Here is a 15,945-nt window from a genome sequence, read left to right on the forward strand (position 1 = left end):
GATGACTAAAAATCTTTTTAAAATCGCTTTGTTTTCAATTCTCTTTTTGGGATTTGTGTCTTGCGATAAAGACAATGAAGAAAATCTGCTCCCCGCAGAAGTTCTGAAAGAATCCTATACAATTGACCGTTTTAAGGTTCTGAATATTGCAACAAATCTTCCGAGCACAGCAAAATTGATCTGGAGTGTTAAAGATTCGATAATTTCAGAAAATGCTGATTTAGATTTTATAAGTCCGTTTCAAAAAAGCTATCCACTGACTTTAAAAGTTGAAATAAATGGAGAAACCAAGATTTATAATTCATCGATTAATGTCACAAAAGAAACCGGAACATACAGTAAATATATTTCTAATGTATTTGATTTTCGTCCTGCAGTCGGACAGTTTACAAACGAAATTCCACAATATACCGTAGGAAATACAGAAACCAATATGATTTCTGCTGCAAAGAAGGCAATTGCGGGTTCAAATACAACGATGATTTCATTAGGCGGTTTTGGCGGTTATGTGGTTTTTGGTTTCGATCACACGATTCCGAATATGAACGGACGAGATTTTAAAGTTTTAGGAAATGCTTTTTGGGGAAATGAAGCCAATGAAGCGCGTGCAGGATCTTGCGAACCTGGAATTATATTGGTCGCTTATGACAAGAATAAAAACGGAAAACCAGACGAAGACGAATGGTTCGAAATTGCTGGAAGCGAATACTTTAAAAACACGACTACAAAAAACTATGAGATAACTTATTTCAAACCAGATCCAAACAAATTGCCAGTTGCAGGAAATGAATTTTGGCAGGTTAATACCGAATACATTAAATGGCAGGACAACGCTGGAAAATCAGGATATAAATCACAAAATGTTTTTCATGAACAAAATTATTATCCGCTTTGGATTGCCGATGCTTCTTACACTTTAAAAGGAACGCGAATAGCAGATAACTTCTACGATCAAAGCGGTGAAGGCTCATATTGGGTTGGTAAATCGTTTGAATTTGGTTATGCTGATAATGCCCCAAATAATGATGAGGCTTCGAATATTGATATTTCTTGGGCAGTCGATAAAAACGGAAAATACGTAAAACTTCCTGGAATAGATTTCGTAAAAATATACACCGCAATCAATCAGGAAGCGGGCTGGCTTGGAGAAGTTTCTACAGAAGTTTCAGGCGCTTACGATTTACATTTTAATTAACACAACATTTTAAAACCAAACCATTATGAGAAAAAACTACTTTATAGTAATAATGCTATTTTTTGCATTTCTAACCCATGCACAGATAAAAGTGCAAGGCGTTCCTAGAAATGACATTAAGTTAAAAACGGCTACACAGAAATTATCAACAGCAAAAAACGCCAATGCAACTACTTTTGATGATATTAAGTTTTGGGTTGGCACAGGTGCCAACAAAGCAGCATTTGCTGTGCAATGGAACGATGGGAAAAATGCAGATGCTTTAATCTGGGGATTTAAATGGGATGGAAGTGCAACTGGCGAAGATATGATGAAAGCCATTGCAAAAGCTGATCCTCGTTTTTATACTCTTTTGCTGCAAGGAACACAATTTGGAACTGCAATTGGAGGATTCGGTTTCGATTTGAATGGAGCCAACACAATTGGATTGTACAAAAGCGGAAACCTAACGTATCCTTATTATCCTGTAAGTGGTATCGTAAATACAGCGGTTTATGATTTTGACGAATATACACCAATTGATGCATCAGATCATTGGCAGTCTGGCTGGACAGCTAATGGATACTGGTCGTATTGGGTAAGAGATGATGCTAATAATAATTTTGATTATTCTGGATTAGGGGCATCGAGTCGAGTTTTGCAAAATGGTTCATGGGATGTATGGAATTTTAATGTTTCGTTTGTAGAAGAACCCATTGCAGCATTTACTCCTGTAACGCCTTATTCAAGTGCCATAGATTTTACAAAAGGGTATTTCATGGTAAACGAAGAGTGGTTTGGGCACACTAATGGATCTGTAAATTTTGTTAGCAATGACGGGAAAATTAATTATAGAATTTATAGCGATGTAAACGAAAATAAAGCTTTTGGCGCGACAACGCAATACGGAACTATTTATGGAGATAAATTTTATTTTGTTTCTAAACAAGCTAAAGATGGAGGTGATACACAATACACTCCAGGCGGAAGGCTAGTTGTTGCAGATGCTTTAACGATGAAAACCCTTGCAGAATTTGATAATGTAGGAGGTGGGGATGGACGCTCTTTTGTTGGAGTTGATGAAAAAACGGGATATATAGGCGCTTCAAACGGAGTTTTTATTTTTGATATTGCCAATATGAAAGTTGGAACTGTCATTGCAGGAACAGGAGGCGGAAGCCAGTATGCAGGGCAGATAGGAAACATGATTCGTACTTCTCAATATGTATTTGTAGTAAAACAAAATGGTGGGATTTTGGTTATTGATCCTAAAACAAATAGTGTTGTAAAAACCATTACAGGCGCGTTTCATTCAGTTACACAATCTAAAGATGGAAGCATTTGGGGAATTCAAAATAAGAAAATAATCAATATTAATCCCTTAACTTTTGCAACTATTGAATATGCCATTCCAACCACTCAATATTTAGGCTCTTGGGGAGCATGGAACGCGGGAAGTTTTACTTACAGCAATAAAGAAAATGCTTTGTATTGGATGAATTCTGTCAACGCATTTACTTCGGGAGTTCAAATTATAAAATTTGACGTGGCAACTAAAAAATTCAACGAAAGTTTTGCAACACTTCCGGGACAAACAGGAACTTTTAAACAAATTCCTTATGGAGCAGCATTGAGAATTGATCCTGTTTCAGATCAGATTATTGTAAACACAACCGAAAGCGGTTTTGGAGCACATTACCAAAAAAACTGGATTCATACTTTTGACAATACAGGAAAATTGATCGATACAAAAACGTTAAATGATTATTACTGGTTTCCTGCTATGACAGTATTTCCAGATAATGCAGCTCCAGTTGTAAATGCAATTTTGCCTTCAGAAGTTTCAACAGGAAATCCAACAATTATTGATCTAAAAACAGTGGTTTCAGATGAAGATAATTTGTCTGGTGCGATTGTAAAAACGATAAAATCAAACACTGATGAAACTATTGTTTCGGCAGTAATTAACACTAATGAAGAACTGGTAATCACTCCAAAAACAGGAGGAAAAGCAACAATTATAATTAGTTTTAATTCTAATGGAAAAATAGTCGAAAAATCGATTTTGGTTGATACAGCGGTTTTAGGCAGAGACGAATTCACGAAAGTGCAATTATCAATTTATCCAAATCCAGTTTCAGATTATCTGAATATCAGTACTGAAGACGAAATTACAGATGTTGTGATTTATGATGTTAATGGAAGAACCATAAATACGAGACTAAATAACAATCAAATTGATGTAAGTAATTTTGCCAAAGGTTTTTATATTATCAATATTATAACTGACAAAGCGAAGTATACGCAGAAATTTATTAAAAGATAAAATTCTAAAATTAAATAACTTAAGGCTGTCACTTTGGAGACAGCCTTTTTTTTGGGGAATAAAATGCTTCGGAGAAGCAAAATATTTATAGCAAATAAAATAACGAGAAAAAGCTCCAGAGGAGCGACATATTGGTAGACGTTTTTTTCAATAAAAAGATCATTATATTTACGATACAAAATTCCGAACATTATGAAAGGATTGGTAATTGGAGCCACAGGCGCAACAGGAAAAGAGCTGGTTGATCTTCTTTTAAAAGATAATAATTATACAGCAGTTTCAATTTTTGTGAGACGCTCAACAGGAAAATCACATCCAAAATTGACAGAGCATATTGTTGATTTTTCTAATATAAATTCCTTCCAAGAGATAATTACCGGAGACGTTCTTTTTTCTTGTTTGGGAACTACGCTTAAAGATGCAGGTTCAAAAGAAAAACAGTGGAAAATCGATTATGATATTCCTGCAGAATTCGCAACTGCTGCAAAACAAAACAATGTAAAAACTTTGGTTTTGGTTTCTTCTTACGGAGCATCAGCCAAAAGCAGTGTATATTATTCTATGATGAAAGGAAAATTAGAAGACTATCTCCAAGAGCTTCATTTTCCGCAATATATTATTTTCAGACCTGGACCATTAATTCGAGAAAATACAGATCGTTTGGGCGAAAAGATTTCAGTAAAAGTTATAAAATTCTTTAATGCAATTGGACTTTTCAAAAATCTGAAACCAATCACAACCGCATTTTTAGCCGAAAAATTAGTAAAATCGCCAAAAAAGTCTCCTGAAGGAACGACGATTTTGGAATTGGATCGCATTATTGCCCTTTGAGTTCCTGCTTCTTCCTACTATTATTCTTTGTTGAGCGAAAGATAATCGAGATTACAAAAGGAAAAGTATAAATATGCAGAAAGTTTTCAGATGCTATTTTTATTAATAGATTGAAAGTAACTCAAATTTCATCGACGGTCCAATGAAATAGAGGTTGCAGTAATGGTAAATTTTTCCAAGGCAATGGTTTAGAATAAATAATGGTTTTTAAATCAGTAGACTGCAATTTTAAGATTTTAGTTTTTATTGAATAATTGTATAGTAGAATAGTTTTATTTCCATCATAATCGGTCAAGGTTATTTTTTTTAAAGACGGATTTAGTTCTAGGTAAAAATCTTCTGTAGAATCATCTTCATATTGAAAAATGAAATAGTTCTGCCGATGAATAAAAAAACGTTTGATTTTTAAATTACTAGAATTTGTGTTTTCCGTTTTTATAATCTCATAAGCGCCATGTAAAGCAGGACGAGCAGTATTATCATCGTTAAATTCTGCTTTCTGCAAGTATGGATATAGTGTTTCAATAAAGAAAAAAAATAAGATTACCGTCTTAAAAATCAATTTAGTTATTTTGGAAGAGAAGATTTGATTTCCATTAAAAGGAGTCAAAATGGTATGTTTATTCAAAACAAAAAAATCAAAAAGTCTTTTAAAATTAGGAGTTAAAATTAAAAGGCATAAAAAGAATAAAAACGAAGAATACAGTTTTACCGAAATATCAAAGCTGATATTGATAAAGATGATATTTAATAAAATGCCAGAAAGTATAAAAAGTCCTAAAGTTCGAGTTTTGTTATATAAAAGCATTAAAGCAGGAATTACTTCGGCAAAACCCATAAAGATGTTGTAAGAGTAAGAAGTTCCCATTATGCTCCAAAAGGCGATATCTTTATCAAGCATGCCTAAAGGAGTGTATAATGTATTAGGCTCGGGAAGATAAAATTGTACTTTAAATATTTTATCAAAACCATATTTAAACATTATAATGGCTAGATAATAATTTAAAATTAGCTGAATTATTTTAAAAATATTGTCTTGTTGTTTTTTCCAAAGATTAATAAAAGACAATGAGATTACGGCTATAAAAGCAAAAATGAAAAGAACTAAAAATAGTATATAAAGTGTTGTCGAATCTGATGAAATTTCAGGATTTACAATACTAAAAACATTAAAATTAGAAGAAATAAAAAAGATTAAATCTTCAAAAATGAATTTTGTTATTTTGGTTTGAAGGAAAAAAAAACTAAAAGTAAATGGAACAAAAAACACTCCTAAAAATGCAAATAGTAGGAATGTTTGATAAAGAAATGCTCCAATTTTTTTCATGTTATAGTTCTACTGTTTGAAACCGATAAAAATAACTTCATCAATGGGGTTATCATATTTATAATAATATTTCTGCTTAAATAATAGTTTTATCTTTTTTTGAGAATTTTTTATATTGAAGACCGAATCATTTATTAAAGTATCGGTTCTGCTTTCAAACTGTATATTGCTACAAGCTTTGTAATTTTCTGGGTCAGGATATCTTTTTTTTGAAGTTCTGATTTTTAAAATGGTGCGAGTTTTGTTTATTGCAATAACGCTATCTAAAATAAGAACATGACCCCATCCTGTACCAAAATTAGAATCGTTTATATCAAACAAATTTTTCTTGTAAGCTTTTGAAAAAGAATTTTTAGAACCGCTATGGCTTTTATGTGCAATTACTTTTGTTTGCCCATAACTCAAAATTGAAGTAAAGAATATCAGAAACAAAATTTTTGGTTTCATTTTTTTTAGGTTAAATTATGACTTTTTTATATTTAAATAAATGACAGATTATTTTGAAATAGTCGAGCAAAGATAATTTTTTTTAAGAATATTCTTATTTTTATTTTAAAAAAAATCTGAAGTGCCAATTCTAAATGAGTTTTAGATGAAATTGTTTTAAATTTACTCACTTTACCACGCCAAGAAATGAACAAGAATTACCCCATTCCAGAAAACGAGCTACAGCGTTTAGCAGCCCTAAAACGTTATAATATACTTGACACACTTCCCGATGATGCTTTTGACGATGCCACAAGGCTTGTTTCTTATATCTGCGGAGTGCCAATTGCCCATATTTCTTTTATTGATGAGGATAGGCAATGGTTTAAATCGGAGATTGGAGTAGGAGTTTCTGAAGTGCCACGTGAAATCTCATTTTGTAATTACACCATCTTGGATACTGAAATTGTAGAAATCAACGATACTCATGTCAACGAAAGATTTAAAGATGATCCAAATGTTACCGGTGGGTTCAATGTAAGATTCTATGCAGGAGTACCGCTTACAACACCAGATGGCTATAATATTGGAACTTTGTGTGCGGTTGATCATGTTGTAAAAGAATTAAATGACAATCAGCGTAATGCACTTTCGATAATAGCAAAACACGTTATAGCGCAGTTAGAATTAGGCACAAAGAACAATCAATTATATACACAGAGAAAAATTGCCGAACGTGCTGTTTTGGCGAGAGACAGTTTTTTGGCCAATATGAGCCACGAAATCAGGACTCCATTAAATGCTATTATTGGTTTTACCGATTTGCTGGCACAGACAGAACTCGATGATACACAGCGAGATTATATTGGAAGTGTTCAGATCGCAGGTGAAAATTTACTTTTGATTGTAAATGATATTCTAGATCTTTCAAAAATTGAATCTGGAAATTTAACAATCGAAACGGAATCTTTTAATTTGAAGAAAACCCTCAAGCACGTTTATAGTTTGTTGAAAGTAAAAGTGCAGAAAGAGGTTGAGTTTAATCTTTTTCTTGATGCCGAATTGCCAGATATGGTTATTGGAGACCAAGGAAGACTTAATCAGATACTCGTAAACCTTATTGGGAATGCGCTTAAGTTTACAAATGAAGGAGAAGTAACGGTTTCAGTGAAGAAAATTGAGGAAACAGAAGACAGTTATTCGTTTAAATTTTCTATAAAAGACACTGGAATAGGAATTCCGAAAGATAAGCTTGAAACTATTTTTGAACGTTTTACGCAAGGCGAGGAAAGTACCACGCGAACATTTGGAGGTACAGGGCTTGGGCTTAATATTGTAAAACAATTAGTAGAACTTCAGAAAGGAGAAGTTCATGTAAAAAGTACCTTAAATCGCGGTTCAGAGTTTTTCTTTACCCTTTCGTACAAAAAGTCAGATACTGAAGAAACAGAAGTGAAAACTGTTTCTAAAAATGATTTAGGACATCTTAAAATATTGCTTTGCGAAGACAACGTTTTAAACCAAAAGTTAGCAAAAAGCGTAATTAATAATTTTGGTTTTGATCTGGATATCGCACAAAATGGAGAGGAAGGAATTGAACTTTTATCTCAAAAGAAGTATGATTTGGTTTTAATGGATTTGCAGATGCCTGTAAAAGATGGCTATCAAACCACAGAATATATTCGAAATGAGATGAATTCCAACATTCCGATTATTGCCATGACGGCACATTCTCTAGTAGGAGAGCAGGAGCGTTGTTACAAAGTAGGAATGAATGCTTATGTGCCAAAGCCTTTTAAACAGGCCATTCTTTTAAAAGCTATAAAAACGGTAATGTCACTAGATAACGACACGCATCATAAGAGAATTATTGATATGTCTTTTTTGGATGAAATGTCTGGCGGTGATCCCCAATTTAAGAAAGAGATGATAGGTCTTTTTATTGATAAAATTCCGAATCAAGTGACGCAGTTAGAAGAAGCATTTAAGAAGACAGATTATGACAACGTAAAAAAATTGGCGCATAATATGAAATCGAGCATGGACATTTTTATGCTGCAAGATTTAAGCAATTGTCTGTCGATTATCGAAGAAGAAGCGTCATCTGGCGAATTTACTGCTGAAACATTAGATAAAGTAAATATTTTCAGCTGCGGAATCGAAGAAGTCGTTAAAATTTTAAAAGAGCTATGATATAAGCGAAATATACAGTAGCTTTATAGTAATGATGATATAAATAAGTTTGTCCCAAAGAGAAAAAATTAAAAAATGAGAATTATTGTAGCCGAAGATAATGATATCCTACGCAAATCGTTGTCTTTTTTCTTAGAGTCTAAAGGATTTAGTATTGATCAGTTTTCTGATGGTAAAGAGGCGCTAGAAGCGATCGAAAAAGAAAACTATGACTTGATATTGACCGATATAAACATGCCAGGTGTTAGCGGAATGGAAATTACCCAACACGTTAGAGAGAATCTTAAATCTGATATTCCCGTTATTATATTAACTTCTTCGGGAGTTGAACAGACCGAGCTTGACTCTTTTGATATTGGAGCAAACGAATTTATTGCCAAGCCAGTAAGTCCGGCTGTACTTTTAGTGAGAATTAATAAATTACTAAAAACCCGAATCTGATGAAGTTTGTATATTATTCTATTTTCCTGCTTTTTATTTCTACAATTGCAATTGGACAAGAAATCAATATAGATGAGGCTTTGGCCAATGTAAAACGTGAAGTCGAAAAAGAAAATTACGATAAAGCATTATCGATAATTGAGCCTCTTCGCGCCAAATATCCTGAAAATGAAGATATACAAACTTACGCAGGACGCATTTACAGCTGGAAAAAAGACTATAAAACTGCGATAAAGATTTTGTCTCCAATGGCAGACAGAAACAATCCGAATCCTGAGGCTTTGCAAGCGCTTGTAAATGTGTATTTCTGGACAGAAGATTACGAAAAATGTATTTCGTATTGTGATAAATATCTTGCCATTGATCCAAAATCGGTTGAGGTTTTGAAGATTAAAGCTACTTGTCTAGAGAAATTAAACCGAGATCAAGAAGCATTAGATTTAATAGAAAAGGCCTCTTATATTGATAATAGCACTCAGGCCTTTAGTGGAATACGTACGCTTATTGGACGTAAAGCAAAAAATACAGTTTCGGCTTCTTATCTAAATATTTCGACTTCCGATCCAGGACAGCAACCATTTCATTATGGATATGTTGAATACTCGCATAAGTTTAGTAAATCGGCAATTGTAGGAAGAGCAAATATTGGAAATATCGGCAGCGAAACCCAAATGTTGTTTGAAACAGATTTTTATCAGACCTTTTCAAACAAAAGCTATTTGTATGCAAATGCTGGAGTATCAACGGGCGAAACCATTTTTCCTGTAGCCAAAGCAGGTTTAGAATATTATTTTAAGCCACAGAAACATTTTGATTTTTCGCTTGGAGGACGATTCATGCATTTTGATACAGACGATATTACGCTACTAACGGGACAAGTTGCCTACAATGCAGGAGTTTATAGTTTTGCTTATAGACCTTATTATGATATTTCGAACGAACTTTTTTCTCATGTTTTGAGTGTTCAGCGTGTAAATGAAGAAAAAGAACGCCTTATTAGATTGGAATTGCAATACGGAAACGTTCCATATCTCTATTTGTACAATAATTTTACACAACCTCTAAAAGCGTATCGTGTTGGAATTCAGTATCAGCATCGTTTTGGCGATTCGTTTTTTGTGCGTCCAATCTTTCTTTACGAATATGAAGAGTATATTCCTAGTGAATACAGAAACAAGTTTAATGTACAGCTAATTGTAACAAAACGTTTTTAAGATGACAGAATTCTGGGAACTATATAAATATGGCCAGTGGGAAGTACCTTTTCTTACTTTCTCCATTTATCTGTTCGTAGCGGCTTCAGTTATTCTATATCTTATTATTGTTGCCAGCAGAAACGGTAAAATCAAAAGAGAACGTCTTAGCAAAGAATACAGTTCTATAATAGATAAAATAATGTCAGCTGTTATTTTTCAAGATATTTCTTTTTCCGAAGTAAAAAAAGACAAAAATTTTTTAGTCCTTTTTGATACTTCTTTCTTTAGAGAAGTTTTGACCGAATCACTTATCAATCTGCACAAAAATTATGAAGGTGTTTATGCTCAAAAACTAGAGCAGTTTTATAAAGATTCTGGATTGATAAAAGATTCATTTAAAAAACTCAAAAGCCTAAAATGGGAAGTAAAGTGTAAAGGAATTACCGAATTGGCAGAATTTAATATTAAAGAAGCATTCGATCAGATTATTGTTTATTCTAAAGCCAGAAAAAAAACATTAAAGATTGTAGCCTTAAATGCGGCTATTAAACTTGAAGGAACGGAGAGTGTAAACTATTTGGTTGAACATTCAGATCCTATTGATGATTGGATGCAGCTGAATATTATTGGCGCTTTCAAAAAACATGATATTGGCGATACAGTTGGAATTGAACATTTATTAGAATCGCAAAATACGACAGTAGTGGCACTTGGTTTAAAATTGATAAAAGAACTTAAACTAACACAGAAGCTTCCTCATGTTGTTCATTTGGCAGAGAATACTTCGAACACTGTAATTAAATACAAAGCACAGAGTCTTTTGCAGGCATTAACAGTATAATTGAACAAGAAATGACTTTTTTTAATACTGAAATAACGTGGTTTTTGGATGTATATATACTCCTTATTCTTGGTTACGCCATACTAATCATGTCTTCTTATTTAGCATTGGCTTATATTTCTACAAAAGAGCTTAGAAGATATCTGAAAAGAAACAGTTTTGTCGATTACTATGTGCTGTTGACTAGCGAGTTTGCTCCAAAACTTTCGCTTATTGCGCCCGCATATAATGAAGGCCTTACGATTGAAGAAAATGTAAAATCATTGCTTTCGCTGAATTACAACAATTATCAGGTTATTGTAGTCAATGACGGAAGCAAAGACAATTCGATGGAAATCTTAACCAAAACCTACGATTTGGTTTTGACCGATTTGGAATTCCATCCAAAAATTGAAACCAAAAAAATTAGAGGAATTTACACTTCAAGAAATGCAGCTTTTAAAAAACTGATTGTAGTCGACAAAGAAAATGGAGGAAAAGCAGATGCCTTAAATGTCGGACTCAATATTGCCCAAAATCCGTATGTGGTTTGCATTGATGTCGATTGTATCTTAGATAAAGATTCGCTTTTAAAGCTCGCAAAACCATTTTTAGAATCGTACGGAAAACGTATTATTGCAACTGGTGGAGTAGTGCGAATTGCGAACCAATGTATAATAAAAAACGGACGTTTGGTCGAAGTAAATGTTCCAGATGTGATGCTATCGAGAATTCAGGTTTTAGAATATCTAAGAGCCTTTCTTTTAGGTCGAATGGCTTGGGGAAAACTGGACGGATTATTGCTTATTAGCGGTGCTTTTGGTGCTTTTGACAAAGAAATTGCCATACTTTCTGGAGGTTACAGCACCAAAACGGTTGGAGAAGATATGGAACTTATTGTAAGGATGCGCCGTTATATGCTGGATAATAAACTACCATATTCGGTAAGTTATATTCCAGATCCGCTTTGCTGGACAGAAGCGCCTGAAGATTTTAAAATATTCAAAAAACAGCGTTCCCGCTGGATGAGAGGAACAATAGAAACTTTAAGCATTCACCGCAGAATGTTTTTAAACCCGAAATATAAATTACTCGGTATGCTAAGCGTTCCATATTGGACTTTGTTTGAATTCTTGGCTCCTGGAATAGAATTTATTGGTCTAATAATAACTGCTGTATTTATACTATTTGGTCTGCTAAACTGGCATTTTTTCTTTTTACTGCTGCTTTTTGTGTATACCTTTGCAGTGTTCTTTTCGGTAATTGCTTTGTACAGCGAAGAAAAAACGTACCATAAATATCCCAAACAAGCCGATTTTTTCAAATTGCTGATGGCTGCTTTTATAGAACCATTTTACTTTCATCCGCTTACGGTTTATGCGGCGTTAGTTGGTTATAAAGAAAAAATTATGGGAACTAAAGGTTGGGGCGAAATGACCAGAAAAGGATTTACCAAGAAATAATGAAGATGACAAAGAAGATTTTAATAGTAGATGATCATTTGGTAGTGCGAAATGGAGTTGCCATGATTTTGGAACGGCAGTTTGATGATGTTGCCATTTCGAATGCCGAAAATTTCTTTGAAGCCATTACACTTTTAAAAAATCTTCCTTTTGACTTAGTGATTTTAGATATTAATATTCCAGGCGGGAAAAATACCGATATGATAACCGATATCAGAGCGATTCAACCCGATGTCAAAATATTGGTTTTCTCTGCTCATGAAGAAGAACAATTTGCTTTAAAATATCTTTCGTCTGGCGCTAATGGGTATGTCGACAAACTCTGCAGCGAAGAAAAAATCATGTTTGCCATTACTTCAATTTTTGAGTCAGGAACCTATATTTCTTCTGAACTGGTGAGTAAATTGGTGAATATTCAGACCGGCAAAAAAACTTTAAATCCGTTGGAAGGCTTATCCAAAAGAGAACTTCAGATTACAGATTTATTGGTGCAGGGAAATGGTAATTTAGAAATTTCAAACCAGCTCAACATTCATGTATCTACCGTGAGTACGTATAAAGCAAGAGTCTTTGAAAAACTAAAAGTCAACAATTTGGTAGAACTTATCAATTTGTACAAAACTTTTAAAAGCTAGTTGTACTCAACCATAATTTCTATTGTAGTTCCTTTATCAATATCGCTAATAATGTTGATGTTTCCTTCAATTAGAATAAGAAGTTCAATAATCATGTGAAGTCCGAGATGATAATTTTTTGAAATCGGATTTTTATAAAAATTGTGATAATAATCAATGAGTTCTTTGCTCATTCCTTTGCCATTATCAATAATTTTTAAGGTTAGAATGTTATTTTGAGTAGTGCATAATAATGCAATTCTTCCATTTTTGGTGTTTTTTATAGCATTATCAATCAGATTATGAATAATGATCGAAAGCGCTTTCTTGTTTGTTTTTACAAATAAAGCCTTCGGTACATTATTGATAATGGTATTGTTTTCTGCTTCTGCAATTTTTTCAAAAATCTGAATACTTTCTTCGATTAGTTTATGTAAAGAATAGCATTCATCTTCCAGTTTTTTTCCTTCAATAAAAATAGAGGAGTATTTGATAAGATTTTCAACATACTCATACAGTTGAGAAGTTGATGTTTGTAAAGTTCCCAATTGCTGTTTGAGTTTTGGGTCTTCCTGTATAGTGCTGTTTTCAAAAAGATGTTTTATAGAAGAAGACAAGAATTTCAGCGGACTTTTTATATCATGGCTCATGCTTTTAACCAACATTTCGTGCTGTTTAATTTCTTGTTTTAAATTGTTTTCTGCCTTTTCAAGTTTTTTTACTGTAGAAGCTAATTTTTTTGTCTTTTTTGCAATGACTTCTTCCAGTTGCATTCTTTTCATTCTTTGATAATACAATCGTATGTACCAAAGTGAAATTACAAAACCAGCCGTAAGAAAACAGCAAAGAATGGCAAACCAAATGGTCTGGTAGAATTTTGCTGGGACAACAAGAACTACAGTTTTGTAGGCATAATTGGCATCAAAACCAGTAAGGCTCCTAAAGGTGAGGTTGTAAGTTCCTGGTGGCAACGTAGTAAAAGATATCGATTTATCGGCTCTTAATCTTTCCCAATGGTCACTGCCAATTTTGTCCATTTTTGCTTCAATAGTTAGGTTTTTAGGATTGCCATAATAAGGATAAGAAACCAAAAAACTGACTCTTTGAAAGTTGTTTTCTAAGACAATAGTATCTTTTGGGGCAATTGTTTTTTGGTCTAAAATTACTTTGTCAATAAAAAGATCTTTGCTGGGCAATAAAGGAGAGACTTTATCTGGATTAAAAAATACAATGCCATTCATGGACGGAAAAGCAATATTGTTATTTTTAAGAAGATTACCGCAAGGCTGGCATCCGCCATTAAATTCGTTGATCAGGAAACCATTTGATTTATTGTATTGATGATAGTATATAACCGTATTTTTATTTTTAGAATACTTAATAAGCACCTTTCTTGAAACCTGAAAAAGCCCTTTGTTGGTTGATATCCAGAAAAAGCCATTTTTGTCCTCTATGATACAGTGCGCAGCATTAAGAGAATACTCGTCATCTGTTGGGAAAGAATGCAAGACATGATCAGAGTACAGATAAAAACCTTTTTCGTACGTGGTCAGCCACACTTTTTGCTGGCTGTCGATAAAAATACTTCTAATATTTAGGTTTTCAGTATTTTTTTCAAAATGTATTTTTTGAGTCTTTAAATCATATTGAAATAAGCCTTGATCTCCTCCCAAATAAAGAGTATTTTTAAGCTGAACAATATAATTAATGTTCTTTTTGAAGACAGCTTTTAGTGTTACCGTTCCGTTTTTTATAACGTACAATTTGGGTTTGTGAAATTCATCTGTCCCCATAGAAACCCAGATAGTATTGCTATTATCTTTGAATATTGTTTTCGGATTTTGATTAAAATGATAAGTGAGATGTTTTTTGTAGCCCGATTTTTTTAGATAGCAAAGCACATTTAGGTTTCGGCTGATCCAGATATTTTTGTCATCATCAAGAGCAATATTTAGCTTTTCTTCCAAAAAAACACTTTTAGGAAAAGGAATACTGTCAATAACCTTTTTGTCATTAATAATCAACCCTTCAGAAGTAATAATTGTACTGTCGCTGAAAGCTTGTGCGGCATAATAGACTTCGGCTCCTTTTGTGTTTTTGGTTATAGATGTAAAAGCAGGAAAGGAAATAATGCATAATCCATTTGTACTGCTTCCTAAATACAGCTTTTTATTTTTCTGATCGAAATAAACCGAAATAATATTGCTGGTTTCAAAATCGCTGTATTCTACAATTAATTCGGCTCTTAATTCGCCATTTTGATTTTTTAACTGATATATTTTATTTTTTGCAGATAGAAAAATCTGCTCAGTAGTAATATTCCAAAACAGCTTACGATTATTTATTGATGCTGATATATTCAGCTTTCCCGACGATTTACCTTTTTGTGAAAAACAATGATATTCACCATTGTCAGCGAGGTAAAAGAGAGAATCATTCAGCGCAAAGAAATTAAAAACATTATCGTTTTTAAAAGCTGTTTTAAAAATGCTTTTTAGTTTCGAATCGCATAATTCAACCTTCTCATTGTCTACAAAAAATATATTTCCAGTAGATAATTTAATGTGATAAGGTTCATGCTTATCTATTGTTTTGTTTGAAGGAAGTCCATCGTGGAAAAAGTAACGTCTTCCGTTTCGTTCTAAACTGGTTTTTGGAGCATTTTTTTTGAGTATCTGAACTTTAGCATTTCTAATAAAGACAAGTTCTTTTTTGCTTTCATTATAACTTGTAAGGCTATCTTTTTCTATACTTCCGAAAATATCAGTAAAACGATTATGTTCAAGTGAAGTGTTTGAAGAATTGAAAACAAGAAAATTGTTTCCGTCATAACGCACAATTCCATTTTCAGTCGTCATCCATATAAAGTGGTGTTTTCCCTGAACGATTGCCTTTATGCTATTCTGCTGTAGCTCGTTATTATCCGCAGTATACCATCTGGCCTTGTAGTTTTGTTGGCAGACCATTTTGGTTGTCATGAGCAACAGCAAAAAACAACAATAACTAAAAGAAACAAAAGCCGTCATTTTAGACATCTGACCAATTTTATACTGCAAACTTATAAAACATAAATCAGAAATTGCCGTTTGTAGTTTTAAATCTACAACGTTGTAGATGTATTGGTACATCTAGAA

12 protein-coding genes are annotated in these 15,945 nt (G+C 33.2%); 9 read left to right on the forward strand and 3 right to left on the reverse strand.

Annotated features, from left to right (window positions below; all coding sequences use genetic code 11):
- Nucleotide 1 precedes the first annotated feature (1 nt).
- The 3 genes from DMA14_RS04920 (at nucleotide 2) to DMA14_RS04930 (ending at nucleotide 4,331) form a co-directional block, all read left to right on the forward strand.
- Nucleotides 2-1,195 carry a cell surface protein gene (locus tag DMA14_RS04920; protein ID WP_394336007.1) on the forward strand — a complete coding sequence of 398 codons (1,194 nt, stop codon included), beginning with the start codon at nucleotides 2-4 and terminating at the stop codon, nucleotides 1,193-1,195.
- Between the two features lie 25 nt (nucleotides 1,196-1,220).
- Nucleotides 1,221-3,500: a T9SS type A sorting domain-containing protein gene (locus tag DMA14_RS04925; RefSeq protein WP_111423601.1), complete on the forward strand. Its 2,280-nt coding sequence runs from the start codon at nucleotides 1,221-1,223 to the stop codon at nucleotides 3,498-3,500.
- Nucleotides 3,501-3,692: 192 nt separating this feature from the next.
- The gene (locus tag DMA14_RS04930; protein WP_111423603.1) at nucleotides 3,693-4,331 is read left to right on the forward strand and encodes an NAD(P)H-binding protein; all 639 of its coding nucleotides are present in this window, start codon (nucleotides 3,693-3,695) and stop codon (nucleotides 4,329-4,331) included.
- A 121-nt stretch (nucleotides 4,332-4,452) separates the two neighbouring features.
- Here DMA14_RS04930 and DMA14_RS04935 read toward each other — a convergent pair whose 3' ends face one another.
- Both DMA14_RS04935 and DMA14_RS04940 read right to left on the reverse strand, forming a co-directional pair.
- Entirely contained in the window at nucleotides 4,453-5,658 is a 1,206-nt protein-coding gene (locus DMA14_RS04935; protein WP_111423605.1) for a hypothetical protein, read from the reverse strand.
- Nucleotides 5,659-5,667: 9 nt separating this feature from the next.
- Complete coding sequence (locus DMA14_RS04940) at nucleotides 5,668-6,105, reverse strand: hypothetical protein (protein WP_111423606.1); 438 nt, start codon at nucleotides 6,103-6,105, stop codon at nucleotides 5,668-5,670.
- Between the two features lie 186 nt (nucleotides 6,106-6,291).
- Between DMA14_RS04940 and DMA14_RS04945 the strand changes: the two genes are divergently transcribed.
- From DMA14_RS04945 to DMA14_RS04970, 6 genes are all read left to right on the forward strand, one after another.
- A complete protein-coding gene (locus DMA14_RS04945) occupies nucleotides 6,292-8,277 on the forward strand; it encodes a GAF domain-containing hybrid sensor histidine kinase/response regulator (RefSeq protein ID WP_111423608.1) in 1,986 nt (661 codons plus the stop codon).
- A gap of 75 nt (nucleotides 8,278-8,352) precedes the next feature.
- Nucleotides 8,353-8,718: a response regulator transcription factor gene (locus DMA14_RS04950; RefSeq protein WP_111423610.1), complete on the forward strand. Its 366-nt coding sequence runs from the start codon at nucleotides 8,353-8,355 to the stop codon at nucleotides 8,716-8,718.
- Nucleotides 8,718-9,932: a YaiO family outer membrane beta-barrel protein gene (locus tag DMA14_RS04955; protein WP_111423612.1), complete on the forward strand. Its 1,215-nt coding sequence runs from the start codon at nucleotides 8,718-8,720 to the stop codon at nucleotides 9,930-9,932. Before DMA14_RS04950 ends, DMA14_RS04955 begins: the two co-directional genes overlap by 1 nt.
- A 1-nt stretch (nucleotide 9,933) precedes the next feature.
- Nucleotides 9,934-10,755 (forward strand): hypothetical protein, encoded by an 822-nt coding sequence (locus DMA14_RS04960; protein ID WP_111423614.1) that lies wholly within the window; start codon nucleotides 9,934-9,936, stop codon nucleotides 10,753-10,755.
- Between the two features lie 11 nt (nucleotides 10,756-10,766).
- Nucleotides 10,767-12,197, forward strand: a complete 1,431-nt coding sequence (locus DMA14_RS04965) for a glycosyltransferase family 2 protein (RefSeq protein WP_111423615.1) — start codon at nucleotides 10,767-10,769, stop codon at nucleotides 12,195-12,197.
- Between the two features lie 5 nt (nucleotides 12,198-12,202).
- Entirely contained in the window at nucleotides 12,203-12,832 is a 630-nt protein-coding gene (locus DMA14_RS04970) for a response regulator (RefSeq protein ID WP_111423672.1), read from the forward strand.
- Here the strand turns inward: DMA14_RS04970 and DMA14_RS04975 are convergent.
- Nucleotides 12,829-15,939: a sensor histidine kinase gene (locus DMA14_RS04975; RefSeq protein WP_111423617.1), complete on the reverse strand. Its 3,111-nt coding sequence runs from the start codon at nucleotides 15,937-15,939 to the stop codon at nucleotides 12,829-12,831. The genes DMA14_RS04970 and DMA14_RS04975 overlap by 4 nt on opposite strands.
- Nucleotides 15,940-15,945 lie beyond the last annotated feature (6 nt).

Source organism: Flavobacterium sharifuzzamanii, assembly GCF_003254585.1.
GTDB classification, from domain to species: domain Bacteria; phylum Bacteroidota; class Bacteroidia; order Flavobacteriales; family Flavobacteriaceae; genus Flavobacterium; species Flavobacterium sharifuzzamanii.

Coding starts and splice junctions, on each gene's coding strand:
- DMA14_RS04920 (WP_394336007.1), top strand. CDS start 2: ATGACTAAAAATCTTTTTAAAATCGCTTTGTTTTCAATTCTCTTTTTG.
- DMA14_RS04925 (WP_111423601.1), top strand. CDS start 1,221: ATGAGAAAAAACTACTTTATAGTAATAATGCTATTTTTTGCATTTCTA.
- DMA14_RS04930 (WP_111423603.1), top strand. CDS start 3,693: ATGAAAGGATTGGTAATTGGAGCCACAGGCGCAACAGGAAAAGAGCTG.
- DMA14_RS04935 (WP_111423605.1), bottom strand. CDS start 5,658: ATGAAAAAAATTGGAGCATTTCTTTATCAAACATTCCTACTATTTGCA.
- DMA14_RS04940 (WP_111423606.1), bottom strand. CDS start 6,105: ATGAAACCAAAAATTTTGTTTCTGATATTCTTTACTTCAATTTTGAGT.
- DMA14_RS04945 (WP_111423608.1), top strand. CDS start 6,292: ATGAACAAGAATTACCCCATTCCAGAAAACGAGCTACAGCGTTTAGCA.
- DMA14_RS04950 (WP_111423610.1), top strand. CDS start 8,353: ATGAGAATTATTGTAGCCGAAGATAATGATATCCTACGCAAATCGTTG.
- DMA14_RS04955 (WP_111423612.1), top strand. CDS start 8,718: ATGAAGTTTGTATATTATTCTATTTTCCTGCTTTTTATTTCTACAATT.
- DMA14_RS04960 (WP_111423614.1), top strand. CDS start 9,934: ATGACAGAATTCTGGGAACTATATAAATATGGCCAGTGGGAAGTACCT.
- DMA14_RS04965 (WP_111423615.1), top strand. CDS start 10,767: ATGACTTTTTTTAATACTGAAATAACGTGGTTTTTGGATGTATATATA.
- DMA14_RS04970 (WP_111423672.1), top strand. CDS start 12,203: ATGACAAAGAAGATTTTAATAGTAGATGATCATTTGGTAGTGCGAAAT.
- DMA14_RS04975 (WP_111423617.1), bottom strand. CDS start 15,939: ATGTACCAATACATCTACAACGTTGTAGATTTAAAACTACAAACGGCA.